Source organism: uncultured Chitinophaga sp. (assembly GCF_937874145.1).
Taxonomy (GTDB): Bacteria; Bacteroidota; Bacteroidia; order Chitinophagales; family Chitinophagaceae; genus Chitinophaga.
Window position 1 is genome coordinate 1 of the sequence record NZ_CALNBI010000249.1, and the last position, 24,846, is coordinate 24,846.

The 24,846-nt window shown below is 57.0% G+C and carries 25 protein-coding genes; 7 read left to right on the forward strand and 18 right to left on the reverse strand.

Annotated features, from left to right (window positions below; translation table 11 throughout):
* The 13 genes from hisH to Q0510_RS12500 all read right to left on the reverse strand — a co-directional run.
* Positions 1 to 384, reverse strand: a 384-nt coding sequence (hisH, locus tag Q0510_RS12440) for an imidazole glycerol phosphate synthase subunit HisH (protein ID WP_298711973.1), incomplete at its 3' end; no start/stop codon positions are given.
* A 2-nt stretch (positions 385 to 386) separates the two neighbouring features.
* Complete coding sequence (trpA, locus tag Q0510_RS12445; protein WP_298711975.1) at positions 387 to 1,157, reverse strand: tryptophan synthase subunit alpha; 771 nt, start codon at positions 1,155 to 1,157, stop codon at positions 387 to 389.
* Positions 1,158 to 1,163: 6 nt separating this feature from the next.
* Entirely contained in the window at positions 1,164 to 2,369 is a 1,206-nt protein-coding gene (gene trpB, locus Q0510_RS12450; RefSeq protein ID WP_298711977.1) for a tryptophan synthase subunit beta, read from the reverse strand.
* A 7-nt stretch (positions 2,370 to 2,376) separates the two neighbouring features.
* On the reverse strand, positions 2,377 to 2,994 hold the full coding sequence (locus Q0510_RS12455) for a phosphoribosylanthranilate isomerase (protein WP_298711980.1): 618 nt from the start codon (positions 2,992 to 2,994) through the stop codon (positions 2,377 to 2,379).
* Positions 2,991 to 3,782, reverse strand: coding sequence for an indole-3-glycerol phosphate synthase TrpC (gene trpC / locus Q0510_RS12460; RefSeq protein ID WP_298711982.1), 792 nt, complete (start codon positions 3,780 to 3,782; stop codon positions 2,991 to 2,993). Before trpC ends, Q0510_RS12455 begins: the two co-directional genes overlap by 4 nt.
* On the reverse strand, positions 3,779 to 4,768 hold the full coding sequence (trpD, locus tag Q0510_RS12465; RefSeq protein ID WP_298711985.1) for an anthranilate phosphoribosyltransferase: 990 nt from the start codon (positions 4,766 to 4,768) through the stop codon (positions 3,779 to 3,781). The genes trpC and trpD overlap by 4 nt, the downstream gene beginning before the upstream one ends.
* Positions 4,769 to 4,805: 37 nt before the next feature.
* Positions 4,806 to 5,375, reverse strand: coding sequence for an aminodeoxychorismate/anthranilate synthase component II (locus Q0510_RS12470; protein ID WP_298711988.1), 570 nt, complete (start codon positions 5,373 to 5,375; stop codon positions 4,806 to 4,808).
* Positions 5,376 to 5,377: 2 nt separating this feature from the next.
* Positions 5,378 to 6,790: an anthranilate synthase component I family protein gene (locus tag Q0510_RS12475; RefSeq protein ID WP_298711991.1), complete on the reverse strand. Its 1,413-nt coding sequence runs from the start codon at positions 6,788 to 6,790 to the stop codon at positions 5,378 to 5,380.
* A 212-nt stretch (positions 6,791 to 7,002) separates the two neighbouring features.
* Positions 7,003 to 8,136 carry a bifunctional histidinol-phosphatase/imidazoleglycerol-phosphate dehydratase HisB gene (gene hisB / locus Q0510_RS12480; protein ID WP_298711994.1) on the reverse strand — a complete coding sequence of 378 codons (1,134 nt, stop codon included), beginning with the start codon at positions 8,134 to 8,136 and terminating at the stop codon, positions 7,003 to 7,005.
* Complete coding sequence (gene hisC / locus Q0510_RS12485; protein WP_298711996.1) at positions 8,137 to 9,186, reverse strand: histidinol-phosphate transaminase; 1,050 nt, start codon at positions 9,184 to 9,186, stop codon at positions 8,137 to 8,139.
* 6 nt (positions 9,187 to 9,192) lie between these two features.
* Positions 9,193 to 10,494, reverse strand: coding sequence for a histidinol dehydrogenase (hisD, locus tag Q0510_RS12490; RefSeq protein WP_298711998.1), 1,302 nt, complete (start codon positions 10,492 to 10,494; stop codon positions 9,193 to 9,195).
* An 11-nt stretch (positions 10,495 to 10,505) separates the two neighbouring features.
* The gene (gene hisG / locus Q0510_RS12495; RefSeq protein WP_298712001.1) at positions 10,506 to 11,360 is read right to left on the reverse strand and encodes an ATP phosphoribosyltransferase; all 855 of its coding nucleotides are present in this window, start codon (positions 11,358 to 11,360) and stop codon (positions 10,506 to 10,508) included.
* A gap of 225 nt (positions 11,361 to 11,585) precedes the next feature.
* Positions 11,586 to 12,737 carry an FAD-dependent monooxygenase gene (locus Q0510_RS12500; RefSeq protein ID WP_298712004.1) on the reverse strand — a complete coding sequence of 384 codons (1,152 nt, stop codon included), beginning with the start codon at positions 12,735 to 12,737 and terminating at the stop codon, positions 11,586 to 11,588.
* A gap of 299 nt (positions 12,738 to 13,036) precedes the next feature.
* Here Q0510_RS12500 and Q0510_RS12505 point away from each other — a divergent pair, with 299 nt between their 5' ends.
* Entirely contained in the window at positions 13,037 to 14,068 is a 1,032-nt protein-coding gene (locus Q0510_RS12505) for a histidine kinase (RefSeq protein WP_298712007.1), read from the forward strand.
* Positions 14,037 to 14,726: a LytTR family DNA-binding domain-containing protein gene (locus Q0510_RS12510; protein ID WP_298712009.1), complete on the forward strand. Its 690-nt coding sequence runs from the start codon at positions 14,037 to 14,039 to the stop codon at positions 14,724 to 14,726. The genes Q0510_RS12505 and Q0510_RS12510 overlap by 32 nt, the downstream gene beginning before the upstream one ends.
* A gap of 74 nt (positions 14,727 to 14,800) precedes the next feature.
* Here Q0510_RS12510 and Q0510_RS12515 read toward each other — a convergent pair whose 3' ends face one another.
* From Q0510_RS12515 to Q0510_RS12525, 3 genes are read right to left on the reverse strand one after another with little or no spacing between them, the layout of a single operon-like run.
* Entirely contained in the window at positions 14,801 to 15,661 is an 861-nt protein-coding gene (locus tag Q0510_RS12515) for an alpha/beta hydrolase (RefSeq protein ID WP_298712012.1), read from the reverse strand.
* Positions 15,662 to 15,700: 39 nt separating this feature from the next.
* Positions 15,701 to 16,366, reverse strand: a complete 666-nt coding sequence (locus tag Q0510_RS12520; protein WP_298712015.1) for a GDSL-type esterase/lipase family protein — start codon at positions 16,364 to 16,366, stop codon at positions 15,701 to 15,703.
* Between the two features lie 13 nt (positions 16,367 to 16,379).
* Entirely contained in the window at positions 16,380 to 18,233 is a 1,854-nt protein-coding gene (locus Q0510_RS12525; protein WP_298712020.1) for an FAD-dependent oxidoreductase, read from the reverse strand.
* Between the two features lie 448 nt (positions 18,234 to 18,681).
* Here Q0510_RS12525 and Q0510_RS12530 point away from each other — a divergent pair, with 448 nt between their 5' ends.
* The 5 genes from Q0510_RS12530 to Q0510_RS12550 all read left to right on the forward strand — a co-directional run bounded on the left by Q0510_RS12530 (position 18,682) and on the right by Q0510_RS12550 (position 23,660).
* Positions 18,682 to 19,908 carry an ROK family transcriptional regulator gene (locus Q0510_RS12530; RefSeq protein ID WP_298712023.1) on the forward strand — a complete coding sequence of 409 codons (1,227 nt, stop codon included), beginning with the start codon at positions 18,682 to 18,684 and terminating at the stop codon, positions 19,906 to 19,908.
* Positions 19,909 to 19,988: 80 nt separating this feature from the next.
* Positions 19,989 to 20,882: a PhzF family phenazine biosynthesis protein gene (locus tag Q0510_RS12535; protein WP_298712026.1), complete on the forward strand. Its 894-nt coding sequence runs from the start codon at positions 19,989 to 19,991 to the stop codon at positions 20,880 to 20,882.
* 23 nt (positions 20,883 to 20,905) lie between these two features.
* Positions 20,906 to 21,586: a helix-turn-helix transcriptional regulator gene (locus Q0510_RS12540; RefSeq protein WP_298712029.1), complete on the forward strand. Its 681-nt coding sequence runs from the start codon at positions 20,906 to 20,908 to the stop codon at positions 21,584 to 21,586.
* Positions 21,587 to 21,623: 37 nt separating this feature from the next.
* On the forward strand, positions 21,624 to 22,937 hold the full coding sequence (locus Q0510_RS12545) for a GntP family permease (RefSeq protein ID WP_298712031.1): 1,314 nt from the start codon (positions 21,624 to 21,626) through the stop codon (positions 22,935 to 22,937).
* A gap of 27 nt (positions 22,938 to 22,964) precedes the next feature.
* Positions 22,965 to 23,660 (forward strand): HAD family hydrolase, encoded by a 696-nt coding sequence (locus Q0510_RS12550; RefSeq protein ID WP_298712032.1) that lies wholly within the window; start codon positions 22,965 to 22,967, stop codon positions 23,658 to 23,660.
* 63 nt (positions 23,661 to 23,723) lie between these two features.
* Here the strand turns inward: Q0510_RS12550 and Q0510_RS12555 are convergent, their stop codons facing one another.
* On the reverse strand, positions 23,724 to 24,347 hold the full coding sequence (locus Q0510_RS12555) for a dienelactone hydrolase family protein (RefSeq protein ID WP_298712034.1): 624 nt from the start codon (positions 24,345 to 24,347) through the stop codon (positions 23,724 to 23,726).
* A 21-nt stretch (positions 24,348 to 24,368) separates the two neighbouring features.
* Positions 24,369 to 24,846, reverse strand: a 478-nt coding sequence (locus Q0510_RS12560) for a VOC family protein (RefSeq protein ID WP_298712037.1), incomplete at its 5' end; no start/stop codon positions are given.

Sequence of the window (24,846 nt, forward strand, 5' to 3'; positions counted from 1 at the left end):
GGAATGCAAGCCGGTGATATTGTTCCAGCCGATCTGCGGGATCTTCAGCAGGTTGCCCGCCGGCGATTCGAACTTCTTCACGTTCAGATCGAACACGCCGATGCAGGGCGTATCGTTTTCTTCGGAATGGCGGCACAGCAGCTGCATCCCCAGGCAGATGCCCAGCACGGGCTGCTGCAGGTCTTTCAGCACCTGGTCCAGCTTGCGGTCGCGGAGGTATTTCATCGCGGTGCTGGCCTCGCCCACACCGGGGAAAATCACCTTATCGGCCGAGCGGAGCTCTTCCGGATCGTCGGTCACCACGGCCTCCGCTCCCAGCCTTTCGAGGGCGAAGAGCACGGACTGTGTATTGCCGGCATTGTATTTCAGGATGGCAGTTTTCATTTCTATTGTTTGATGTTGCGGACAAACGCCTGAACGGTATCCTGCAAGTTAGCACTGTTTTCGATGGCTTTCACAAACGCGCTCCCGATAATCGCGCCGTTGCTGTACCGGCAAGCCTGCTGGAAGGTCGCCTTGTCGCGGATGCCGAAGCCCACCAGCACGGGGTTCTTGAGCTGCATCGACTGCAACTTCTCGAAATAGGACGCCTGCAGCTGCATATCTTTGTCTTTCCCCGTTGTGGAGGACGACGACACCGCGTACACGAATCCCCGGCTCAGCGAATCGATCTTGCGGATGCGGGCTTCGCTGGTTTCGGGCGTAACGAGGAAAACCAGGTGTTGCCCGTATTTTTCGAACAGCGGTTTGTATTCCGTTTCGTATTCGTCCATGGGCAGATCGGGCAGGATGAGCCCGTCTACGCCTACTTCCTGGCAGCTGCGGAGGAAATTCTCCACACCGTACTGCAGCACGGGATTGATGTACCCCATGAGCACCACGGGAATGCTGATCTTTTCACGGAATCCTTTCAGTTGCTCAAAGAGCACGGCGAGTTTCATCCCGTTTTTGATGGCGCGGGTGCTGCTGTCCTGGATGACGGGCCCGTCGGCCAGGGGGTCGGAGAAGGGCATGCCGATCTCCGCCATGTCGGCCCCGCCGTCTTGCAGCGCCTGCAAAACAGTGAGGGTGTCGCCGAGCTGCGGGAACCCGGCGGTGAAATATATATTGAGCACTTCTTTCGGCTTGGTGCTGAAAAGCTGGTCGATGCGGTTCATATGCCGTTATTTCAGGTGTTTGATATAGGTTTCCAGGTCCTTGTCGCCGCGGCCGCTGAGGCACACTACGGTTACATCTTCGGGATTCAGCTGCAGGTCTTTCAGCTTGGCCAGCGCGTGCGCCGATTCGAGGGCGGGGATGATGCCTTCCAACAGGCTCAGCTCGTAGCCGGCAGCCAGCGCCTCATTATCCGTAGCATTCAGAAAAACGGCGCGGCCGCTTTCGTACAGGTGCGCATGGAAAGGGCCTACACCGGGGTAATCGAGCCCGGCTGAAATGGAATGCGGCTCCACGATCTGGCCGTCGTCGGTTTGCATGAGCAGCGTTTTGCTGGCATGGATTACACCGGGCTTGCCGAGCTGGGAAGTGGCGGCGGAAAACCCGCTGTCTACCCCTTTGCCAGCCGCTTCCACGGCTACGAGCTGCACGCTTTCATCGTCCGTAAAATGGAAGAAAGCCCCCGCCGCGTTGGAACCGCCGCCCACGCAGGCGATCACGTAATCCGGCAGCGCTTTCCCGGTTTTCTCCGTCAGCTGCTTTTTGATTTCTTCACTGATCACCGACTGGAAGCGCGCCACCATATCCGGATAGGGATGCGGCCCTACTACGGAACCGATGATGTAATGCGTGTCCACCGGATTGTTGATCCAGTCGCGGATGGCTTCGTTGGTGGCGTCCTTCAAAGTCTGGGAGCCGCTGGTGGCGGGCACTACGGTAGCCCCGAGCATTTTCATGCGGGCCACGTTGGGCGCCTGGCGCTGGATGTCTACGCTACCCATGTACACGATGCATTCCAGGCCCATGAGGGCGCACACGGTAGCGGTGGCCACCCCGTGCTGGCCGGCGCCGGTTTCTGCAATGATGCGCTTCTTGCCGAGTCGCTTGGCCAGCAGGATCTGGCCGATGGTATTGTTGATCTTGTGGGCGCCCGTGTGGTTCAGGTCTTCCCGTTTCAGGAAAATCTTCGAATTGTATTTTTCAGAAAGACGGCTCGCGAAATACAAGGGCGACGGCCTTCCCACGTAATCGCGGAGCAGGCTTTCGAACTCCTGCTGGAAAGCAGGGTCGCGCATGATGTTCAGATAATTCTCCCGCAGCTCTTCCACGTTGGGGTAAAGCATTTCAGGAATATATGCGCCTCCGAAGTCGCCATAGTAGCCCTTTTCGTTGACATGATACCTGGATTGCGATGTATTGATGGCAATATCCATGTTACTGTTATTTTTTGATTTGTTTGATGAATGCCTCCACGAGGCGCATATCCTTCACTCCGGGAGCGGTTTCAAATTTACTGTTCACATCCGCAGCAAACAAGTGCGGCTCCCGCCATCGCAGCAACTCCTCCGCGTCGTCCGGCCCGATCCCTCCTGCCAGGAAGTACGGCTGGCTGCCGGCATATCCTTCGAAAAGGCTCCAGTCGAACTTCCGGCCGGTGCCGCCATGGCCTTTCCCCGCGGTATCGAACAGCAGGTAATCGTAATCGCCGGCGGGGACCTCCAGCGCCATTGCGCCCTCAGGAATCGACACGGCCTTCATCACCGTCACTTTCATTTTCACTTCCTCCACGAACGCCGCATCAAAATCGCCATACAGCTGCACCATATCCAGCCCGTAATCCGCGATGGTCCGCTGCAGCGTGGGCATATCCGGCTGTACGAAAACGCCCGTCTTCAACAGCTTTCCCTTCCCCGTTTCCCGCACCGCTCTGCCCGAAAGCTTGTCGCCGGCGAAACGGGGAGATTTGGGATAGAAGATGAACCCTGCGTAATCGGCCCCGAGCTCCGCCAGGGCGCCCAGGTCTTCGGTGCGCGTGATCCCGCAGACTTTTATTTTCATAATTCCGCGAGTTGACGGGTAAATGAAGCGAACGCCTGCGCGGGATCTTCCGATTTCATGAAATGCTCTCCGATGAGGAATCCGCTGAAACCCGCGTTGCGCAACTGCACGATGGTTTTGGGATCATCCATCCCGCTCTCGGCTACTTTGGGGTAGCTGTCGGGTATCTGTTTCAGCAGTTCCATCGAGCGGTAAATATCCACCTGGAACGTTTTCAGGTCACGGTTGTTGATGCCTACGAGGTGCGTGTGCGGGGTGATTTTATCCAGCTGGTCGGCCGTATGCACTTCCAGCAGCACTTCCAGCCCCAGGTTATGCGCGAACTGCGCGAGGTGCTTCACTTCTTCTTTCGTCAGGCATTCCGCTATCAGCAAAATCACATCCGCGCCGATCGCCTTGGCTTCCACGATCTGGTATTCCCCGATCACGAAATCCTTCCGGAGCACCGGGATGTTATTGGCCGCGCGGGCCTGCTGCAGATCGTCCATCGACCCGCCGAAGAACTCGGTGTCGGTCAGTACGCTCAGCCCAGAAGCGCCGTTGCGGGCATATGCTGTGGTCACGCCGGTAACCGTGGCGGTGGCGTTGATCACGCCTTTGGAGGGCGATTGCCGCTTGAATTCCGCGATGATCCCGTTCCTGCCGGGCATCGTGAGGAAACTTTTCAGCGAAAGCGCTTCCCGCGCGAACATGGGCGTGCGCTCCAGGTCCTGCACGCTCCTGCTTTTTTCCCGCTCCGCTACTTCTCCATGCTTATGCGCTACGATCTTGTCGAGGATATTTTTCATTGAAGTGAAATCAGTTTTTGGAAAGATTGATACGCCGCGCCCGATTCCAGCGAAGCTACCGCCGCCTGGAAGCACTCGTCGTACGTAGGATATTTCTCAAGGCAAAACAGTCCCATGGCGGCGTTGGCCATTACCACGGAATGCTGCGCCCAGCTGCCTTCGCCTTTCAGGATCTTCACGAACAGCTTCGCCGCCTCTTCGGTGGAATTGCCGCCGTAAATATCGCTCGCGGTTACTTTGCGCTTGCCCAGGGCTTCCGGCGTCCAATCCTGTTCGCCTTTGTTGGTGATGATCCGCGTATCGCCCGTCAGGGAAATTTCATCGTAACCATCCAGGCTGTGCAGGATCGCGAACTTTTTATCCGTCTGTTGGAACAGGTAATTATATACCCGCGCCATTTCCAGGGAATACACCCCGATCAGCTGGTGCTGTGCGAAAGCGGGGTTCACGAGCGGACCGAGCATATTGAAGAACGTCCGCACGCCCAGTTGCCTTCTCACGCCCGCCACGTTTTTTAACGCGGGGTGGAACAAAGGCGCATGCAGGAAGCAAATCCCTGCTTCGTCCACTTCCTGTTTCAGTTTGGAAGCGTCGCTTTTGAATTTGTAACCGAGGTTCTCCATCACATTGGAGGCCCCGCTGATCGACGAAACGCCGTAGTTGCCGTGCTTGGCCACCTTGCCGCCCGCGCCCGCCACGATGAAGCAGCTGAGCGTGGAGATGTTGAAAGTGTTCTTGCCGTCGCCGCCGGTGCCCACGATGTCGAGGACGTCCTGTTCCAGCTGAACAGGCACGCACATGTCGAGCAGCGCGTCGCGGAAGCCCAGGAGTTCGTCGATGGTGATGCTGCGCATCAGAAAAACCGTCATGAAGGCGGCCAGCTCGCTGTCGTTATAAATGCCTTTGGAAATATTGGTGAGTATTTCGCGGGCGCCTTCGCGGCTGAAGGTTTTATGTTCGAATAAGTAGTTGAGTATCTTTTTCATCGGGATGATTTTTTAAAAACATTGGCAATTCCTTTCTTCAAAGCCCCAGCCAGTTGCGCAGGATCAGCTCGCCCTGCGGCGTCAGCACGCTTTCCGGGTGGAACTGCACGCCGCACACATCGTATTCTTTATGCTGCAGCGCCATGATATAACCATGCTCGTCGCGGGCGGTCACTTCCAGCTCGGCCGGCAACGTTTTTTCATCCACTACCCACGAATGGTAACGCCCTACTTCCAGCTCTTCGGGAAGATGGCTGAAGAGGCGCCCGCTGCGGGAAATCACATTTACCGGCGTAGCCACGCCATGGTATACTTCGGCAAGATTGCTGAGCTTCGCCCCGAAAGCCTCTCCGATGGCCTGCTGGCCGAGGCACACGCCAAAGATGGATTTGGTGGGCGCATACCGGCGGATGAGGGGCAGCAACAGGCCGGCTTCTTCAGGGATACCGGGACCGGGCGACAGAATAATCCGGTCGAATGCGTCCACTTTATCCAGCTCGATCTCGTCGTTGCGGACAACGGTCACTTTGCCGCCGATGATCTTTTCTACCAGGTGGACCAGGTTATACGTGAAGGAGTCGTAGTTATCGAAAACCAGGATGTTCATGATCAGATATTTTGCGCCTTGATGATGGCCTGTTTTAATGCGTTGAGTTTATTGTTCACTTCCTGCAGCTCGGAGCTGGCCACTGATTTGGCCACTACGCCTGCGCCGGCCTGGTAATACAGCGTATTGTTGCGGCTGAGCATGGAGCGGATCATGATGGCGTGGTTGAAATCGCCGTTGAAGCCCACGAAGCCGACGCATCCGCCGTAGAAGCCCCTTGCGGTGGGCTCGTAGGAATCGATCAGTTCCATCGCCTTGTATTTCGGCGCGCCCGACAAAGTACCCGCCGGGAAAGTAGCGGCCAGGATATCGAAGGGCGACGAGTTTTCCGGTAGCTTGCCCGTCACTTCGCTCACGAGGTGGATCACGTGGGAATAGTATTTGATCTGGCGGTAAGTTTCCACTTCCACATCGGCGGCGTGGCGGCTCAGATCGTTGCGGGCGAGGTCTACCAGCATCACATGCTCGGCGTTTTCCTTGGGGTCTTCGAGGAGCTCGGCGGCCAGTTTGGCGTCCTGCTCGTCGTTGCCCGTGCGGCGGAAAGTGCCGGCGATGGGGTGGATCACCGCTTTGCGGTCTTTGATGATGAGCTGCGCTTCCGGAGAAGAGCCCATCAGTTTATAATCGCCGTAATCGAAGTAAAAGAGGTAGGGGGAAGGATTGATGGAACGGAGCGCGCGGTACACGTTGAACTCGTCGCCGGTGAAGCTGCGCTGGAAGGCGCGGGACAGCACGATCTGGAAGACGTCGCCCCGGAAGCAGTGCTGGCGGCCTTTTTCGACCATTTCCATATACTGTTCGTCGGTCTGGTTCGAGGTTTCATCCCCTTTTGCCGCAAACCCGTAAGTGGGTACGTCTTTGTTCCGGATGATGGATTCCACGAAATCGATTTCGGAATCCTGCCCGTCCACCAGGTTTTCGATCAGTGTCATTTCATCTTTAAAATGGTTGATGGCGATCACGTACTGGTAGAAGCGGTACCGCATGAGGGGGATGGTATTGCCTGCGGCGGGGCGTTTCTGGAAGGCGATCTTTTCGAAGAACTGCACGGAATCGTAGGTGCTGTAACCGTAAAGACCTTTGTTGAAGGGAAGGCCGTTCGCTTCATCCGAAAACTCGAAGCTTTTCAGGAAAGCATCCATTTCGCGGAGCACCTCGCTGCGGCCGCTGAGCTTTTTCCGCTCCACGGGCTGGCCGGGGTATTTGAACTCGAAAACGTCCGTGGAAGTGACTTCAATACCCGCAATGGGTTTGATGCCGATAAAGGAATAGCTGTTGTCGCCGGCATTGGAATCTGTACTCTCCAGAAGGATGGAGCCGGGGAACTTGTCGCGGATTCGGAGGTAGATGCTGACCGGCGTGAATACGTCCGCCAGCATTTGCCTGGATTGTGTTTTTACCTGAATTTTTTTCATTCGAGATTATTTAATCGGATGCGGCCAAAAACGAAGAAGGCCCGCTGTGTACAGCGAGCCTTCTTTTCAGTATCTTAAATACAAACATGGCACTGCTACACAGCGGAGAGATCCATTGCGTGCCACCAAAGTTTGTATGTGTTGTTCATTTGCATGATGAAGGCAAAGATGAAGTGTTTTCCGGAAAAATGCAAATTTTATTTTGACCATTTTTAAAGGACGCCTTTGGTGCTGGGAAGCTGCATGTTATCGGGGTTCCGTTTCACCGCCATCTTGATGGCCTTGGCGAACGCCTTGAAAATCGCTTCGATCTTGTGGTGCTCATTTTCTCCTTCCGCCTTGATATTCAGGTTGCTGCGCGAACCGTCGGTGAAGGATTTGAAGAAGTGGAAGAACATTTCCGTGGGCATCTCCCCGATCTTCTCCCGTTTGAATTCCGCATCCCAAACGATCCAGTTGCGCCCCCCGAAGTCGATGGCGGCCTGCGCCAGGCAATCGTCCATCGGCAGGCAGAAACCGTAGCGCTCCATCCCTTTCTTATCGGCCAGGGCCATGGCAAACGCCTCTCCCAGCGCGATCCCGGTATCTTCGATGGTGTGGTGCTCGTCGATGTGGAGGTCGCCTTTCGCGCGCACCACCATGTCGATGCTGCCGTGCCGGGCGATCTGGTCGAGCATATGGTCGAAGAAGCCCAGTCCGGTGTGGATGTCCGCCTTGCCGGTGCCGTCGAGGTTCAGCTCGATGTGGATGTCGGTTTCCTTGGTGGTCCGGGTGTGGCTTACCGTGCGGAGCCCGATCTTGAGGAATTCGTAGATCTTCGCCCAGTCGGTAGTTTCGAGGGCCACCACGTCTTTCAGATCACTCCCTTCTCCTACTTCCGCCGCACCCAAAGTTGCGTCCTGGTTCAGCCAGATGGCCTTTGCGCCGAGGTTCTGCGCCAGCTTCACATCGGTAATCCGGTCGCCGATTACGAACGAATTGGCCAGGTCGTATTCCGGGGTGAAGTACTGCTGCAACATCCCGATGCCCGGCTTACGGGTGGGAAGGTTATCCGCCGGGAAGCTCTTGTCGATATGCTCCCGCACAAACTCAATGCCTTCGCCGGCGAAGGTGTTAATGATGTGGTTATGCGCGGGATGGAAAGTTTCTTCGGGAAAGCTGCTGGTTCCCATACCGTCCTGGTTAGACACGAGCACCAGCTCGTAATCCAGTTCCGCGGCGATCTTGCCCAGGTATTTGAAAACTTTCGGGTAAAACACCACCTTCTCTAGGCTGTCGATCTGATAGGTAGGCGGCTGTTCCAGGATCATGGTGCCGTCGCGGTCGATGAATAATACGCGTTTCATTTATTGGGCGATATTTTGAAGGGCCTGTAATAAAGTGACGTTTTCTTCGGGCGTGCCGATGGTGATGCGGAGGCTGCCGGCGCAAAGCTCCACTTTGGAACGGTCGCGCACAATGATGCCCTGGCTGGTGAGGATATTGTAAATCCCCCGGGCATCGGTCGTTTTCACCAGCACGAAATTCGCATCGCTGGGGTAAACTTTCTCCACGATTGGCAGCTTCACCAATGCTTCCACCAGCTTCTCCCTTTCCGCCACCGTTTCTTTAATCCAGCCATTCACCTGCTCCACATTGTTCAACGCTTCCAGCGCCAGCTCCTGCGATGCCTGGTTGATATTGTACGGCGGCTTGATCTTGTTGAAGATATTGATGATATCCTCGCTGGCAAACGCCATCCCCATGCGCAGCGCCGCCAGGCCCCAGGCCTTCGACAACGTTTGCAGGATTACCAGGTTCGGGTATTCGGTCAGTTCCTGGATAAAGGATTTGTGACGGCTGAAATTGATATACGCTTCATCCACCACTACAATCCCGTCGAAATTATTCAGCACCATCTCGATCGCTTCCTTGTCGATCGCATTGGCGGTGGGATTGTTAGGGGAACAGATGAAGATCAGCTTCGTGTTCTCGTCTATCGCCGATTCGATGGCTTCCAGATCCAGCTGGAAATCTTCGGTGAGGGAAGCTTTGCGGATGGTGATATCGTTGATGTTGGCGGATACTTCGTACATGCCGTATGTCGGCGGACAAAGGATCACGTTATCGATCCCCGGCCGGCAGAACGCGCGGTAAAGGATATCGATCGCTTCGTCGGACCCGTTGCCAAGGAAAATATTCTGCGGCGGCACGCCCTTGATCTCCGCCAGGCGGTATTTCACCTTCCATTGCAGCGGATCGGGATAGCGATGATAGTTCACGGGAAGCGGGGAACCGAAACTGTTCTCGTTGGCGTCGAGGAACACGGAGGCTTCTCCTTTGAATTCGTCGCGGGCGGAGGAATACGGCGTGAGCCGTTTGATATTGTCTCTTAAAAGTGAGTTCAGGTCGAACATGATGTATTACTTGAGAGATGAATCGTTTTGAATATACCGGACGCGGATGGAAACGGCCTGTTTATGCGCATCCAGCCCCTCCGCTTCCGCCATGGCCTCGATGGCCGGGGCGATGGTTTGCAACCCCTCGCGCGACAGCCGCTGGAAGGTGATCTTTTTCACGAAGCTGTCCACACTCACACCGCTGTACGCCGTGGCGTAGCCATTGGTGGGCAGGGTATGATTGGTGCCTGAAGCATAATCGCCGGCGCTTTCCGGGGAATAATTGCCCAGGAATACGGAGCCTGCGTTCACGACCCTCGTGGCAAGGGCTTCATCGTTTTCGCAGGCCATGATCAGGTGCTCGGGAGCATAGTCGTTGAGCATGTCCATGGCTTCGTCGCGGTCGCTTACGAGCACTAGCTTGCTGTTTTCCAGCGCTTTGGCGGCAAACTCCCTGCGGGGAAGCTTTTCCAGCTGCGCGAGCACTTCCGCTTCCACGGCGGTGATCACGGCTTCGGAGGTGGTCACGAGCAGCACCTGGCTGTCGGCCCCGTGCTCGGCCTGCGAAAGCAGGTCGGCCGCTACGAAGGCGGGTACGCAGGCGTCGTCTGCGAAAACGGCCACTTCCGAAGGGCCTGCGGGCATGTCGATGGCGGTGCCGGCGGCGTTAACGAGTTGCTTGGCGCAGGTCACGTACTGATTGCCGGGCCCGAAGATCTTATAGACTTTGGGAACAGTTTCTGTTCCGTAGGCCATGGCGCCGATGGCCTGCACGCCGCCGATGGAGAACACCTGGCTGATGCCGGTGAATTTAGCGGCCCAGAGCACGGCGGGGTGGATATTGCCGTCTTTCCCCGGAGGGGTGCACAGCACGATTTCGCTGCAACCCGCCAGCCGTGCGGGGATGGCGAGCATGAGGATGGTGGAGAACAAAGGCGCGGTGCCGCCGGGGATATACAATCCAACCTTCTCGATGCCTACCGGCTTGCGCCAGCATTGTACGCCGGGCATGGTTTCGATGACGGTGACGTCTTCTACCTGCGCGCGGTGGAAGGCTTCGATATTGGCGGCGGCCGTGCGGATGGCGTTTTTGAGGTCCTCACCCAGGAGCTTATCCGCGATCTCGAAAGCTTCCGCAGGCACGGGGATGCTGGTGAGGGGCACTTTATCGAACTGGAGGGTATAGCGGCGAAGGGCTTCGTCTCCATACTTCTTCACATCTGCCAGCACGGCCGAAACGGTCGCTTCCAGCTGGGAGTTGTCCAGCACGGGCCTTTGCAGCAGCGTGTTCCAGGTATTTTTTTCCGGGTATCGGATGATTTGCATGGCGGAGGGTTTTAGATGACCATTTTTTCGATGGGGACAACCAGGATGCCCTGCGCGCCGGCGGCTTTGAGGCTTTCGATGATATCCCAGAAATCGTTCTCGTTGAGTACGGAGTGAACGGAGCTCCATCCTGCTTCGGCGAGGGGCAGTACGGTGGGGCTCTTCATGCCCGGGAGCAGCCCGATGATTTCGGGGAGCTTGTCGTTGGGCGCGTTCAGGAGTACATATTTGGTATTCTTGGCCTTCTTCACCGCCTGGATACGGAACACGAGCTTGCGCAGCAGTTGCTTCTGCTCTTCGGTGAGCTTGCTGTTGGCTACCAGCACGGCTTCGGAGCGGAGCACGTTTTCAACTTCCTTGAGGCCGTTCATGAACAGGGTGGAACCGCTGCTCACGAGGTCGCAGATGGCTTCGGCCAACCCGATGCCCGGCGCGATTTCCACGGAGCCGCTGATCTCGTGGATCTCCGCTTCGATGCCTGCGTTCTTCAGAAAATCTTTCACGATCACCGGGTAGCTGGTGGCGATGCGCTTGCCATGCAGGTCCTGCACGGAATTATAGGCCATGGATTTGGGTACGGCTATGGCCAGGCGGCATTTCCCGAAGCCCAGCTTTTCCACGGTTTCGAGGGGATACCCTTTTTCCAGCACTACGTTCTCACCCACGATCCCCAGGTCGGCCACGCCGTCTTCCACGTACTGCGGAATATCGTCGTCGCGCAGGAAGAACACTTCCAGCGGGAAATTCGTAGCCTCTGTCTTGAGTTTGTTCACGCCGTTGTTGATGTCTATCCCGCATTCTTTCAGCAGTTTGATAGAGTCTTCGTGCAGGCGCCCTGATTTCTGAATGGCAATTCGCAGTTTCATGTTTGATTCCGGTTTGAAACAAAAAAGGCCTACCGCATCCGGTAAGCCTTTCGATGGTGAATATCTGTCAGTACAACTACAGCATCCCCTGCTTACCGGTCTGGCAAGTATGGTGATGATGTGTATGTACGGTAATGTTCATGAGTATTGAAGTCGTGTGCAAAGGTAGGAACTAATTTCAGATTTCAAACCATTCCGCCATTTTTTCGAAAAAATCTAAAACGGCTAGTTCAGGTCCACATTATACAGCGCTTCCAGCTGCCGGCGGAAAACCGCCTGCGGGGTGAGCCTGAAGAGCGTATTCCGCAACGCCCTCAGCGCCGGGTGCTGCCATTGCGCCATTTCGCCCATCATCCGGGAGCGCCGTACCACCATGCGCGTCCGTTCCAGCCGCCGGTCCGTAAACCGCCGGAACGCCTCCGCCGGATCACTACGGTGGCGGCCGATTTCAGCTGCCAGGATCACCGCGTCCTCGATGGCCTGGCAGGCCCCCTGCCCCATATTGGGCGTGGTGGCATGGGCCGCGTCGCCGATGAGGACGATATTCCCATGGTCATAGCGGTGCCCCACCGGCAGGTCGGTGATATCTCCCCAAATGAGCGGCTGCCCTTTGCTGGCCTCCAGCAAATCCAGCACCCGCGCGGGGTAACCGGCGAAAATTTGCGCCAGCGCGGCCGTGTCCGCCGCTTGCATCCGGGGGTCGCGGCGGGGCGCGTTCACGCAGGCGAACCAGTACGTGCGGTTGCCTGCGAGGGGCACAATCCCGAAGCGGCCCGCCGGGCCCAGGATCTCTTCCACTTCCTGCCGCCCTCCGGGCAGGGCGCCCGGCACTATACAACGCCAGCAGGTATACCCGGCATAACGGGGCTGCACGTCCGGCAGCACCTCGCGGCGTACGGCCGAATGGATACCGTCGGCTCCTACCAGGAAATCCGTCAGGCGTTCGCTCCCGTCATGGAAACGGAGCCGCAGCCGCGGGCCTTCTTGCTTTAGTGATTCCAGCGCCTTGCCTGTGAAAATGCGGGAACGGTCGAGGTGTTGCAGCAGCGCTTCGTGCAGGTCGGCCCGGTGAATGCAGAAATTATCCTGCCCCACCCTCTGCGTGATGGCTTCGGTTTGCATGCGGATGAGCAGCGCGTCCTTCTCCGTCCTGAACGCCATGCCTTCCAGGAATCGCCCTTTTGCGAGGATCTCCTTTTCGACGCCCAGCAGCGCCAGGGCGCGGATGGCATTGGCCGCCAGCCCCAGCCCGGCGCCAACCGGATGCAGCTCCGGCGCAGCTTCGAAAATCAGCGGGTCGATACCCTGGCGGCGCAGGGCGATGGCCGCCGTAAGCCCGGCGATGCCGCCGCCGATGATGGTGAAAGATGCTTCCATGTGGTGATATAAAGATAAGACCCGGAAGGGATTGCCGGCGGCTGATCTTCGTCAGGACAGGCCTGAAAAAACAGGGCCGGCGCAGCCGCTTCGTCAGCAGCCGGGCCGGCCCGTTTGGAGTTGCGATCAACAAACAAATAGTCAGGTTTACATGGCGGCGTTATATAACGGTGCAAAGGTGCGCCGAAGCCGGGACACCCGCAAGCGCCGATTGATCAACGCGTTGGGGGAAATGACGAATGCAAGACATCAGAAAGCGGGTGCGGAATACGGATGGTTCGTATTAAATTGCCGCCTGTATGACATTCAGAAACTTTTTCCAGAATGGGCTGGTGGTCAACCTGCTGTTCCTCATCGTGCTGATGGTGGTGAACACGCTTGTGAATATGCAGAATCCTGGGAATAACATGCAGTTGTTCATCTACCAGAACGTTTCCCTGGCTTTCATTTACGCCATGTGCGTGGTGCATAATAAGTATATGCTTCGCCTGCTGATCCAGAAAAACCAGTACTGGCAGTACATCTGGACCGTCGTGGCATGGCTGGCGCTGGTGACCGCCGTCACCTACACCCTGCGCGTATACGTATTCCGGACGGATATCGAGATATTCTGGCTGGGCGACCTGGTGTTCGCTGCGTCCTGCCTGCTCATCGGGGTGGGCATGTGGTTTTTGTACAGGGGAGCTACGTTTCAAACCTCAGAACTTCGCAACTCGTTGCTGCTCAAGGAAAAGGAATTGCAGTACCTGCAAAGCCAGCTCAACCCGCACTTCTTCTTCAACACCCTCAACAACCTCTACGGCGTCAGCCTCCGCTATCCGAATAAAACGCCCGAACTGATCCTGAGCATCAGCGAACTGATGCGCTACCAGCTGGAAAGCTCCCGCAAGCAGCTGGTGCCGCTGGAAGACGAGCTGCAGTTCATCCGCAACTACGTCCACCTCGAACGCGCCCGCGTGCGGCAGCGCTGCCAGGTGACGTTCAAGAAGAAAGGCCATGAAAAAGACCTCCTCATTACCCCGCTCATCCTCATCGCTTTCGTGGAGAACGCATTCAAATACGCGCCCTCCAGCATGTCGGCCTCGTATATCAAAGTGGAGCTGGAAATCAAGGGAGAAACGCTGCTGCTGAAAATCCGCAACACCGTGCCTTCCAACAAACAATCCGTATCTTCGACCGGCGTTGGACTGAACAACGTGCGGCAGCGGCTGGCCCTCGCCTACGCCAAGCGCCACACGCTGATCTCGTATGAAGAAAACAACATTTATTATACAGAATTGCAACTAACTCTCGACCGCCATGCAAACACTCCGTTGCCTGATCGTAGATGACGAACCCGGAGCGCACTACGTACTGGAAGCGCATATCGAAAAAGTACAGGCCCTGCAGGTGGTGGGCCATTGTTACAATGCCATGGAAACCGCCAACTTCCTCCATCGCGAGAAGGTGGACGTCGTTTTCCTGGACATCAACATGCCCGAACTGAGCGGGCTCGACCTGCTCAAAACCCTCGGCCCCACACGCCCCAAGATCATCCTCACCACCGCCTACAGCGAGTTCGCCCTCGAAAGCTACGAGTACGATGTGGTGGATTACATCCTCAAACCCATCTCTTTTCCCCGCTTCCTGAAGGCCGTCAATAAGATCCTCCAGCAGGAAGCCCCCGTGGAAAAACCCGCCGTAGAGCCGCTGGTACTCAAAACCGGCAGCACCCAAACCACCGTGGACCCCGCCGAGATCTACTACGTCCAAAGCATGGGCAACTACGTGAAGGTATACCTCGAAAACAAATGCCTGATCGTCAACGCCACCACGGCCGAAATGGAGAAACTCCTTCCCCCCAGCTGCTTCGTCCGCATCCATAAATCCTACATCATCGCTACCGACAAAGTGGAAGAATGGGGCCCCCGCCACGTGGTGATCCTCGACGAAAGCCTCCCGGTAGGCCAAACCTTCAAGATCAACCTGAACAAGCTGAAAGAACGCTGATCCGCCATCTTTCCTCCCATAAAAAAATCCAGGCGCCGCAAAACGCCTGGATTTTTCGTTTTATTCCCTATTGTTTATTTCCCTTTCGGCACAATGATCTCCTGGGCAGTCATCTTCTTCCCGGAGTTGACCTGCTGGAGGAACTGGTCGATCTTCGGGACTTCCCGGTTCATGTAACCGCTTACTTCGTGCCCGCGGCCCACGTAAGTATACAACAGGCCGGGTTTCTGCATGCGCTTGCCTTTTTCGTAAATCGACTTGTCCCCGAACATGATCATCCAACCCGGCTGGTCGGCACGGCAAAAACGGTGCGCAGCGGTGCCGTAGGGCACGAGCTCGTCGGTGGTGCCGTGCATGAAAAGCGTAGGCACCCAGGTATGTTTATCCACCGGGTTGATGTCCACCAGGCCGCCGGCGAATACCAGCGCGCCTTTGAAGCGTTGCTGTTTGAAATAATCGTAGCGCTGGCGGTCAGATGCGGCGAAAGGATTGTACAGCAGGTGCAGGATCGCTTCCGCGCCGGCGCTGCTGCCGGAAAGATAAAGTTTCGATGTATCCACCTGCAGGGCCTTCCCTTTTTCGAGCAGGAAACGCGCCGCGTCGGCCACGTCTTCCACGGCGGTAGCGATGGCTTTCAGTTTGACGGGCGTAGCCGTTCCGCAACCAAAGTCGCTGCCTTTGAGGAAAAGGCGGTAGGAGATGGAAAACACGTTATATCCCCTCGCCTGCAGGCCTTCCGCGAAAGCGCGGTCGCTATCGGGCGAGCCGCCGGAGAATCCGCCTCCGTGGACGTGCATGACGGTCATCCCGTTCGCCGTTCCCTGCGGTGCGAAATGCAGCATGTACAAGGTATCCTGGTCTTTCACCGCGTAGTCGATGCGGCTTTGGGCGCTGGCGCCAATGCTGCAAAGCAGCAGCAGACAAAGTAATCTCATCTTTCAAATGTAAAGAATGTGCGCGTTTTCCGCAATCCGTTACAACACTTTCTTTCCCTGCAGCCATTTCACCCAGGCGGCGTATGCAATGGGGGTAAGATGGATACCGTCCCCGGTGAATTCCGCTTTCAGCTGGCCGCTGTTATCCGCCGCCCATTCGTGGAGGTTGAGGAAAGGCAGGTTGAATTCTTTTGCCAGCACGGCGATCCCGGTATTGAGGGATGTTATTTTCCCCGCTTTGTTCTGCAGGTACGCAGGCAGTTTGCTTTCATGCATGGGCAATACGCTTTCCACGTAAATTTTTGATTTCGGCAGCGCCCTCGTCAAGCTTTCCAGGATGCGGCGGTAATTGGCCAGGATCACGTTTTCCGGCAGGCCGCGCCCAAGGTCGTTGATGCCGATCAGCAGGAATATTTTGGAAGGGCGCATGGCGATGACGCCATCCAGGCGCGCCAGCACGCCGAAAGTATTGTCGCCGCCGATCCCGCGGTTAGCGATCTTTTTGCCCGGCAGCAACTCCGGCCATGCGCCGCGCTCCGTGATACTGTTGCCCAGCATCACGATGGCGCCCCGCTGTTCGGGGAAAGTGGCGAAAAGCGCCATGCGGCCGTTGTAATAATCGTTGACATAGGAGCTGTCGATCTGCTGCGCCCTTGCGCCGGTAGTGGCCAGGAGGCCGGCGGCGAGCATGAGATTTTGTATCATGTTTTCGGTTTGCTTATTGTTGAATTTCGCCGTTCAGGTTTATTTTAAAATGGAAAGGCCGGAGGAAGTGATCCGTCAGCACCGCCGCGCTGCCGCGGTTCAGTACGGTCCCCGGCGCGGGGGCTCCCGGCAGGGCGAGACCGCGCCAGTTGCCGGAGATCTCTTCCATAGATACGGATACTCCCGCTTTGCTGAATATTTCCAGCAGTGCGGCCACCGTGAGCGGGTCCCCGGTAGCGCCCCAGTGCGTGCGCAACGCCGGGAAGTACGGCCGCAAGCCCTCCACCAGTTCATACCCCGATACTTCGCGATCCGGGTAAAACCAGGTTTGGTTGGCCCACTGGTACGGTACCCCGCTGCCACGGAGCACTCCTGCCGCGCCTGTCCGCTGGATGGCGGCAAAATGCGGACTGCCCGCCGGAACGTCAATGAAGGGCATGATGTACGCTTTGCTATCGAGCAGCGCCTGCTGCACGGCGCGCACATCCGTGGCTTCGGGTTCCGTGCCGTTGCGGAGGGCCACGGCGGCGAGGGCGCCGGCAGCCTGACCGATCCCCATTACCACGGGCTGCAGCCGCGTGGCGCCGTTCACGATATTGGTGACGCCGATGCTTTTTTCCGCCACGATCAATCCGCTCACGCCTTCGGGAATGAGCGAGCCCAGCGGAATGTTGTAGGACGGCACGCGCATCTTCACGAAATCTATCTTTGGTGCGTCCGGGTTTTTATCGTGGTGATGGTCGATGGTATAATCGCCCACGGCAACGCCTGTACGGTATAGCGGCTGCGCCTGGTCGTAGGGTTTCGACACATGGTTCGCCGTGAAGAGGGCCTTCCCTTTCACCCGCCTCGATTCGCGGTGGTAAGGGATCATCGGCAATTTGTCCGCCGTGGGAAACTCGTCGCCGGCGATGCCCAGGTGCTTGAAGCCCAGTTCCGTTTGCAGGTAGTATACGAAGCGCAAGGTGTGGAGTTTTGCGGCTTTGAGAGCTTCGGCGCGTTCGGCCGGCGTTTTTTCGATGATGTTGAGGTAATAATCGTTGCCGTGTTTGGGCCAGTTGATCATGTATTTGCCATTGGGCAGTCGGCCGTACTGCATCATCATGTTGCAGTTGCTTTTGGGCGAATCGAACGACGCGGGGTCGGCGATGTCGCAGCATTGGCGGAAGGGCGCGGGATCGTAGCCCGCCGGCCGGGGGATGGTTTTGTCGGCCCCTTTGCCATAGTCTTTCAACACCACTACGTACGTGAGGTCTTGAATAATATCGTTGGCGGCCGGCGGCGCGAGGGCTTCGCCGGTAACTGCGCGGTCATCCATCCCGATGCTGTATTTCGCACCCGCGGCGGCCATGACGTCGCCCAGTTCGGTAGCGTCGATCACGAGGCGGGCGGTGATGTCCCGGGACTTTTTCCCTTCGCGTACGGTGACGGTCCACCCGCCGCTGTTTTTGCGGATGGCGGCAAATGCTGTATTGAAGCGGATCTGCAGGTTCGGTTCCCCGGCAGCCATCTGGCGGAGCAGGGCGTTGCCGGTACTGGGCTCGAAGAGGGTATTGCTGACCCACCCGGTAGATACTTTATCCGGGCCGCCGTAATAACCGTAGATTTTCTGCCTGAATTCGCCCCAGAGCCCCGATGGCATGCGATGGTTACCGTCTATGGCGGCTACGCCGGCGCTGGTGAGCATGCCGCCCAGCCACGGCGTTTCTTCGACGATGAGGGTTTTCACGCCCATGCGGGCCGCCTGGATGCCGGCCATGGTGCCGCTGGCGCCGCCTCCTACAATGAGGAGATCGGTTTGCTGCTGCGCCTGCGCCAAAACGGGAATCAGCAACAGGACAAGAAGTTGGTGGAATTTGTTCATCATAACGGATAAGACGCCTAAATAACAATATTTTCCCTCCAACTGCAATAACTTTTTAATTTTTTTTACAATGCTGTCTGGAGTATGCTGTTTTTCTCTCTTCCAAAATCGGGCAATCCATCATCGATCCATTCTATCATCTTTACTCATCCTTCAATAAAACACCTTCAAACTCTTGCCAATACGGAATTACCTTATAGGATCATTGATGGATGGCAGGAGCATGTCAGTAGTTTTGCAAAACTGTTGTTTTAGGATTTTCAATCACAAAACATTCAATATCAATAATTATCAGCGGAGACGGCCGGAATTTCCAATTTCTTTACCTGCTCTGTGAAAGTTGCATTGAATGCAGGAACAAGCGGGACTCATTTTATTTTTTTTTAAAAACGATTGCTTTGTATCTTGACGGCCTATTTACTGAGGTCCACTTAAAACTACCCACAACGATATGGGTCACCCTACTTTTTTCGATGAACTGAACAGGGCGGACCTGGGCGGGGTCGCGTGGAAGAATGTGCATTTGAAGAAGAAGATCCTGGCCTGGTTTACCCAACATGACAACTCCACTATCGCTGACCTTTCGCGCGAGCTGAATGCTTCCACGCCCAAGGTCACCCACTTGCTGAGCGATCTGCAGCGCGAGGGGCTGGTGAGCGATTACGGCAAGATCGACAGCACCGGCGGCCGCAAGCCCAACATTTACGGCATCGCGCCCGATGCGGGATTTTTCGTGGGGGTGGAAGTGAAGAAATTCCACGTCAACATCGGCCTGCTCGATTTCAAGCGCAACCTGGTGAAGATGACGGAGAAAATCCCTTTCCAGTTGCAAAACACCCCGGATTCGCTGGACATGCTCTGCGATATCATCACACGCTTCCTGGAAGAGCTGCCCGTACGCCGCGATAAGGTCATGGGTATGGGCGTAAACATCTCCGGGCGCATCCAGTATGCGACCGGTTACAGCCACAATTTCTTCAACTTCAGCGAAACGCCCCTCAGCCAGGTATTTGAAACCAGGACCGGCGTCCGCACCTTCCTGGAAAACGACTCCCGCGCCATGGCCTTCGGCGAGTTCAGCAGCGGTGCGCTCCGCCAGGAAAAGAACGCGCTTTTCATCAACCTCGACCACGGCATCGGCCTCGGCATCCTGGCGAACGGACAGCTGTATCACGGTAAATCCGGGTTCGCCGGCGAGTTCGGCCACATGCCCATTTTCAATAACGAGCGGATGTGCCATTGCGGCAAAAAAGGATGCCTGGAAACGGAAGCCTCCGGCCAGGCGCTCATCCGGCATTTCATGGAGAAGCTCGGCGAAGGGGTCACCACCATCGTACAGCCCGATCCGCAAACCGGTCAGGTACTGCTCGACGATATCATCGCGGCTGCCCTCAAGGGCGACATCCTTTCCATCGAGCTCATCGGCGCCATCGGGGAAAAACTCGGCAAGGGCATCGCCATGCTCATCAACCTGTTCAATCCCGAGCTGGTGATCCTCGGCGGCAGCATAAGCGCCACGGGCGATATCATCCGTCTTCCCATCAAATCCGCCATTAACAAATATTCCCTCCCGCTTGTCAACAACGATATGCAGCTGGTGCTCTCCACCCTCGGCGAAAAGGCCGGCGTTACCGGCGCCTGCCTGTTGGTACGCAACAAGTTGTTATCGCTCGCGTAAATGATTTTTCCGCACGCTTTGCATAAAAACATCGTACATTTATCGGCCAATTGTAAGATAGAATCCTTAGTGAGAATGCTATGAAATCCGAACAGAACACCATGCCCTATTATGTTCTCGATGTTTTTACCAACGAACGTTTTAAAGGCAATCCCTTACCCGTGGTCGTAACCGGCAAAGCGCTGGAGACTTCTCTCTACCAACAGATTTCCCGTGAATTCGGATATGTGGAAACTTCTTTCATGCATTATTCGAAAGAAGACAAGGCGCTGCACGTCCGCTCGTTTACCCGCCAGGGCCGCGAGATCAGCGGCGCGGGCCATAACCTGCTGGGTGCGGTAAGCCTGGCGGTGCTGAAAGACATGAACGTGTTCCGCGTCCAGGAAGGCGGGCCAACGGTGATCATGAAAGACAAGCGCGTGCAGCTCAGCATCGAAACCAACAGCAGCGACCTTCCCTTCATCGGCATGCTGCAGCAGCCGGCGCGTACCGGCAATACCGTTCCGGCTGAAGATATCGCCGCGGCACTGCACCTCGCGCCGGAAGACGTGAAGCTGTACGACTGGCAGCCTACGGTTGTTACTACCGACGTGCCGCACCTCATGGTACCGCTCCGCAATATCGACGCGCTCAACCGCGCCGCCCAGGCCGGGAGTGCCCTGCAGAACATCGCCACCGGCTACGGTTTCCAGGGGTGTTATTGCTTTACGATGACCAACAAGGACACGCCGCAGATCGCGCAGGCGCGCTTCTTCCTCCCCGGCGGCGGCGAAGATGCGGCCACCGGATCGGCGGCAGGCCCGCTGGGCGGGTATCTCTTCCAGAAGGGGTATATCCATAAGGAGAAGGAATATGCCGTTTTGCAGGGCGTGAAGCTGCAGCAACCCTCCATACTGCGATTCCGCGTCACCGGCGCGGGGATCTGGGTGAGCGGGGCCTCCACCATCGTTATGGAAGGTATTTTGCACGTCTAGCTTTCTGTGTATCTTGCCGGTACATGAGCATCCCACCTATTAAGGACACGGAACTGTCAACCAAGATCGCACAATTAGAGCTGGTCAGCGAAGACCTCCCGGCTGTCGTCATCATACACAACATCCTCACGCAATCCGTGGAGTATATGTCTCCATGGGGCCAACGCCTGCTGCGTACGGATCTCCAGGCGCTGAAAGATATGGGGGTCGCCTATTTCCACCGGTTTTTCAACCCGGCGGAGATGGACGATTACGTGCCCCGCATCATGCAGCTGATCCAGGAAAACCGCGAGCGGGACTTCGTATCGTTTTTCCACCAGGTAAGGCCAACGCCGGAGGATCCCTGGCAATGGTACCTCGGCGCCACGCGCATCTTCTTCCGCAACGCCGAAGGCATTCCCACGCATTGCATCACCTTCGCGCTGCCCGTGGAGCAGGCGCATTACATCAACTCGAAAGTGAACCGGCTGCTGAAGGAAAACACATTCCTGCGCGCCAACAAGCACATCTTCGCGGAGCTGACGCAGCGCGAGCGCGAGGTGCTGACGCTGATGGGCCTCGGCCGCAATTCCGCGGAAATGGCCATCGAGCTGAATATCTCCGAGAAAACGGTGACGACGCATCGCCGCAACATCAAAAACAAGCTGAAAGCGCATTCCAGCTACGACATCACGCAATTCGCGCAGGCATTCGATCTGATTTAAGGGGTACAGGGGGAGCGGAGAATGTTTATATTGTGACATGACTGCTTCCTTCATCCAGGTACTGCTGTCGCTGGCGGCAGGTATCGGCCTGATCGTATTGCTGACGGTAAAATTCCGCGTCCATGCGTTTTTCGCGTTATTCCTCGCCTGCTTCGCCGTAGGGCTCGGGGTGGAACTGCCGTTCCCGAAAATCATTACTGTTATGAAAGAAGGCTTCGGGCATATCATGCAGAGCCTGGGCTTCATCATCGTGCTGGGCACCATGCTCGGCGTGATCCTGGAGCATACCGGCGCCACGCGCGTGATGGCGGCCGCGATCCTGAAGCTGGTAGGTGAGAAAAGGGCCGCCACGGCCATGGGGATCACGGGTTTCATCGTGGGGCTGCCCATCTTCTGCGACAGTGGTTATATCGTATTGAGCGGGCTAAACCGTTCTGTTGCCGGCAGAAGCGGAAAGCCTTTGCTGGTGATGTCCGTTTCACTGGCATCGGGCCTGTACGCCGTGCATTGCCTCATCCCTCCCCACCCCGGCGCAACCGCCGCGGCGGGAACCATCGGGGCGGATATCGGGCGGCTCATCCTCATTGGCACCGCCGTGGCCATCCCGGCGGCCATCGCAGGCTGCTGGTGGGCCTCCTGGATGGGGAAACGTGTGGCCGGCCCCGTGCAGCACGACGCGCATGAAGACGAAGCCCTGCCCGCCACGCCCGCCTGGAAAGCGTTCCTGCCCATTATCGTACCCATCGCGCTCATCGCGCTGGGGGCATTTACCAAAATGCAGCACGGTTCCGGCATCCTGCAAATCCTCGGCGACCCGGTGGTCGCTTTATCGGCCGGCGTGTTGCTGGCATTATACACGGGTACGGGATGGAAGAAGGCTGAAGTGAGCCGCCTCATGCTCGAAGCGTCGGAGAAAGCTGGGGGCATTCTCGTGATCATCGGCGCCGGCGGCGCTTTCGGGGCTATACTCGCCACCACCGACCTGGGCACCCATTTATCGGAAGCCTTGCCCCTCGCGCAGCTGGGCCTGTTTTTCCCCTTCCTGCTGGCCGTATTGCTGAAAACCGCCCAGGGCTCCTCCACCGTGGCCATCATCACCGCCGCCGCGATCGTGGGGCAGCTCATGCCACGGCTGGGGCTCGACAGCGAGGAGGGCCGGTTGCTCTGCCTGCTGGCACTGGGCGCGGGCAGCATGGCCATCTCCCATGCCAACGACGCCTACTTCTGGGTGATCAGCAAGTTCTCCGGGCTCGACATGCAGCCCATGCTGAAAGTCTATTCCGTGGCTACGTTGCTCATGGGCGTTACCGCATTCCTCGCCGTGCTGGCGCTTTCCGCGGTGATGATGTAACAGGGAAACCCTAACTTTGGCATCACTATGACGAATATCACTACGATCGCATTCGACGCCGACGATACACTGTGGGTCAACGAGCCCTACTTCCAGGAAACCGAACAGAAATGCTGCGCCCTCCTCGAAGATTACCTCCCCCACCACACCGTTTCCCAGGAATTGTTCCGCACCGAAATGCAGAACCTGCCGCTGTATGGTTACGGCGTCAAAGCCTTCATGCTCTGCATGATCGAAACCATCCTCCGCGTCTCCAACAATACCGCCAACCCGGAAATCCTCCATAAAGCCCTCGAATACGGCAAAGAGCTCCTGGCCAAACCCGTGGAGCTGCTGGAAGGCGTAGAAGACGTGCTCCAGGCGCTGAAAGGGCGTTACCGCCTCGTGGTGGCCACAAAAGGCGACCTGCTCGACCAGGAGCGCAAACTCCTCAAATCGGGCCTCAACCACTACTTCCACCACATCGAAATCATGAGCGAGAAAGGGGAAAAGGATTATAACAAACTCCTCCGCCATCTCGACTGCCAGCCCGAAAACTTCCTCATGATCGGCAATTCCCTCAAATCGGACGTGCTGCCCGTGCTTGCCATTGGCGGCCACGCCATCCACATCCCCTATCACACCACCTGGGCGTACGAAAAAATCGACCACAACGTGGAACACGACAATCTCCGTTCGGTGATCGCCATCCCGGAAATCTTACCGCTGCTATTAGCTGAATAGTATCGCCGCAAATAGAAGAAGCCTGTCTGACCAGACAGGCTTCTTCATTCCTCATAAGCTTCGTTACATTTTGCCGAATATTTTCTCGTTGACGATGTTGATCTCGTCGCCGGATATCGTATGCCCCATGTTGGGATAGATTTTGATGTGGATGGCTGCATTCAGATCGGCGTATACCGCCTCCGTTTCCCGCACGCGTTTGACGGGCACATGCATATCCGGATCGCTGCTGCCGATGAAAACGGGCGTCTGTGCAAAATCGCCTGTATAATTAGACCGGTGCACATGATCGCCGATAAGCCCGCCGGTGAAAGCGGCGATACCACCGTAGCGGACGGCATGCCGCGCCGCGAACTCCAGCGTGAGGCAGGCTCCCTGCGAGAAGCCGGTGAAGTAGATCCGGTCGTGCGTGATCCCCGCATCCACGATCTCCTGCACGGTAGCCGCCAGCACATCGATGGCGCCGGAGAGCCAGGGCTCATTGTCTTCCTGCGGCATCAGGAACGAATGCGGATACCAGGTGTTGCCGGTGGCCTGTGGCGCCAGCAGCGCATAATCGCCCACGGCCAGCATGGGCGCCAGCGTCAGGATGTCTTCGGCGGACCCGCCGCGCCCGTGTACCAGGATCAGCGCCCGTGAAGCCTGCTTCAGCGGCGTGCCGGAGGTGATGATGTTCTTTGTATGCATACCCGGAAGTTACGAAACGGTTTAACGGAAATGATCAAGCTGGACGGATACTTTCGGCAGCGACGCCAGCAGTTCGGCGCGCATGGGCTCGTACTGCTGCGGCAGTTTCAGCTCCTCGCCGAGATGGTCCGCCGCTTCGTCGACAGCGAAGCCCGGTCCGGAAGTGGCGATTTCGAAAAGTACGCCGCCCGGCTCCCGGAAATAAATCGAGGTGAAATAATTGCGGTCGAGGATGGGCGTGGGATTGAAGGATTTCTCCATCAGCCTGCCGCGCACCTCGGTCTGCGCCTGCCGGTCGGGCGTGGCGAAGGCGATGTGGTGCACGGTGCCGCCGCCGCTGAGGCCGCGGAGGCTGTCGGGCGAGCAGAGGATATCGATGTAGTTGCCGGGCTTGTCGGCGGCGGCGAAGCGGAAGCGGTTATCGTGCTGGCCGATGAGCTGGTGGTCGAGCAGGCTGGTCAGCAGATCGGCCGTTTTCTCGTACCCTTCTTCCCAGATT

Coding starts and splice junctions, on each gene's coding strand:
- trpA (WP_298711975.1), bottom strand. CDS start 1,157: ATGAACCGCATCGACCAGCTTTTCAGCACCAAGCCGAAAGAAGTGCTC.
- trpB (WP_298711977.1), bottom strand. CDS start 2,369: ATGGATATTGCCATCAATACATCGCAATCCAGGTATCATGTCAACGAA.
- Q0510_RS12455 (WP_298711980.1), bottom strand. CDS start 2,994: ATGAAAATAAAAGTCTGCGGGATCACGCGCACCGAAGACCTGGGCGCC.
- trpC (WP_298711982.1), bottom strand. CDS start 3,782: ATGAAAAATATCCTCGACAAGATCGTAGCGCATAAGCATGGAGAAGTA.
- trpD (WP_298711985.1), bottom strand. CDS start 4,768: ATGAAAAAGATACTCAACTACTTATTCGAACATAAAACCTTCAGCCGC.
- Q0510_RS12470 (WP_298711988.1), bottom strand. CDS start 5,375: ATGAACATCCTGGTTTTCGATAACTACGACTCCTTCACGTATAACCTG.
- Q0510_RS12475 (WP_298711991.1), bottom strand. CDS start 6,790: ATGAAAAAAATTCAGGTAAAAACACAATCCAGGCAAATGCTGGCGGAC.
- hisB (WP_298711994.1), bottom strand. CDS start 8,136: ATGAAACGCGTATTATTCATCGACCGCGACGGCACCATGATCCTGGAA.
- hisC (WP_298711996.1), bottom strand. CDS start 9,186: ATGTTCGACCTGAACTCACTTTTAAGAGACAATATCAAACGGCTCACG.
- hisD (WP_298711998.1), bottom strand. CDS start 10,494: ATGCAAATCATCCGATACCCGGAAAAAAATACCTGGAACACGCTGCTG.
- hisG (WP_298712001.1), bottom strand. CDS start 11,360: ATGAAACTGCGAATTGCCATTCAGAAATCAGGGCGCCTGCACGAAGAC.
- Q0510_RS12500 (WP_298712004.1), bottom strand. CDS start 12,737: ATGGAAGCATCTTTCACCATCATCGGCGGCGGCATCGCCGGGCTTACG.
- Q0510_RS12505 (WP_298712007.1), top strand. CDS start 13,037: ATGACATTCAGAAACTTTTTCCAGAATGGGCTGGTGGTCAACCTGCTG.
- Q0510_RS12510 (WP_298712009.1), top strand. CDS start 14,037: ATGCAAACACTCCGTTGCCTGATCGTAGATGACGAACCCGGAGCGCAC.
- Q0510_RS12515 (WP_298712012.1), bottom strand. CDS start 15,661: ATGAGATTACTTTGTCTGCTGCTGCTTTGCAGCATTGGCGCCAGCGCC.
- Q0510_RS12520 (WP_298712015.1), bottom strand. CDS start 16,366: ATGATACAAAATCTCATGCTCGCCGCCGGCCTCCTGGCCACTACCGGC.
- Q0510_RS12525 (WP_298712020.1), bottom strand. CDS start 18,233: ATGATGAACAAATTCCACCAACTTCTTGTCCTGTTGCTGATTCCCGTT.
- Q0510_RS12530 (WP_298712023.1), top strand. CDS start 18,682: ATGGGTCACCCTACTTTTTTCGATGAACTGAACAGGGCGGACCTGGGC.
- Q0510_RS12535 (WP_298712026.1), top strand. CDS start 19,989: ATGAAATCCGAACAGAACACCATGCCCTATTATGTTCTCGATGTTTTT.
- Q0510_RS12540 (WP_298712029.1), top strand. CDS start 20,906: ATGAGCATCCCACCTATTAAGGACACGGAACTGTCAACCAAGATCGCA.
- Q0510_RS12545 (WP_298712031.1), top strand. CDS start 21,624: ATGACTGCTTCCTTCATCCAGGTACTGCTGTCGCTGGCGGCAGGTATC.
- Q0510_RS12550 (WP_298712032.1), top strand. CDS start 22,965: ATGACGAATATCACTACGATCGCATTCGACGCCGACGATACACTGTGG.
- Q0510_RS12555 (WP_298712034.1), bottom strand. CDS start 24,347: ATGCATACAAAGAACATCATCACCTCCGGCACGCCGCTGAAGCAGGCT.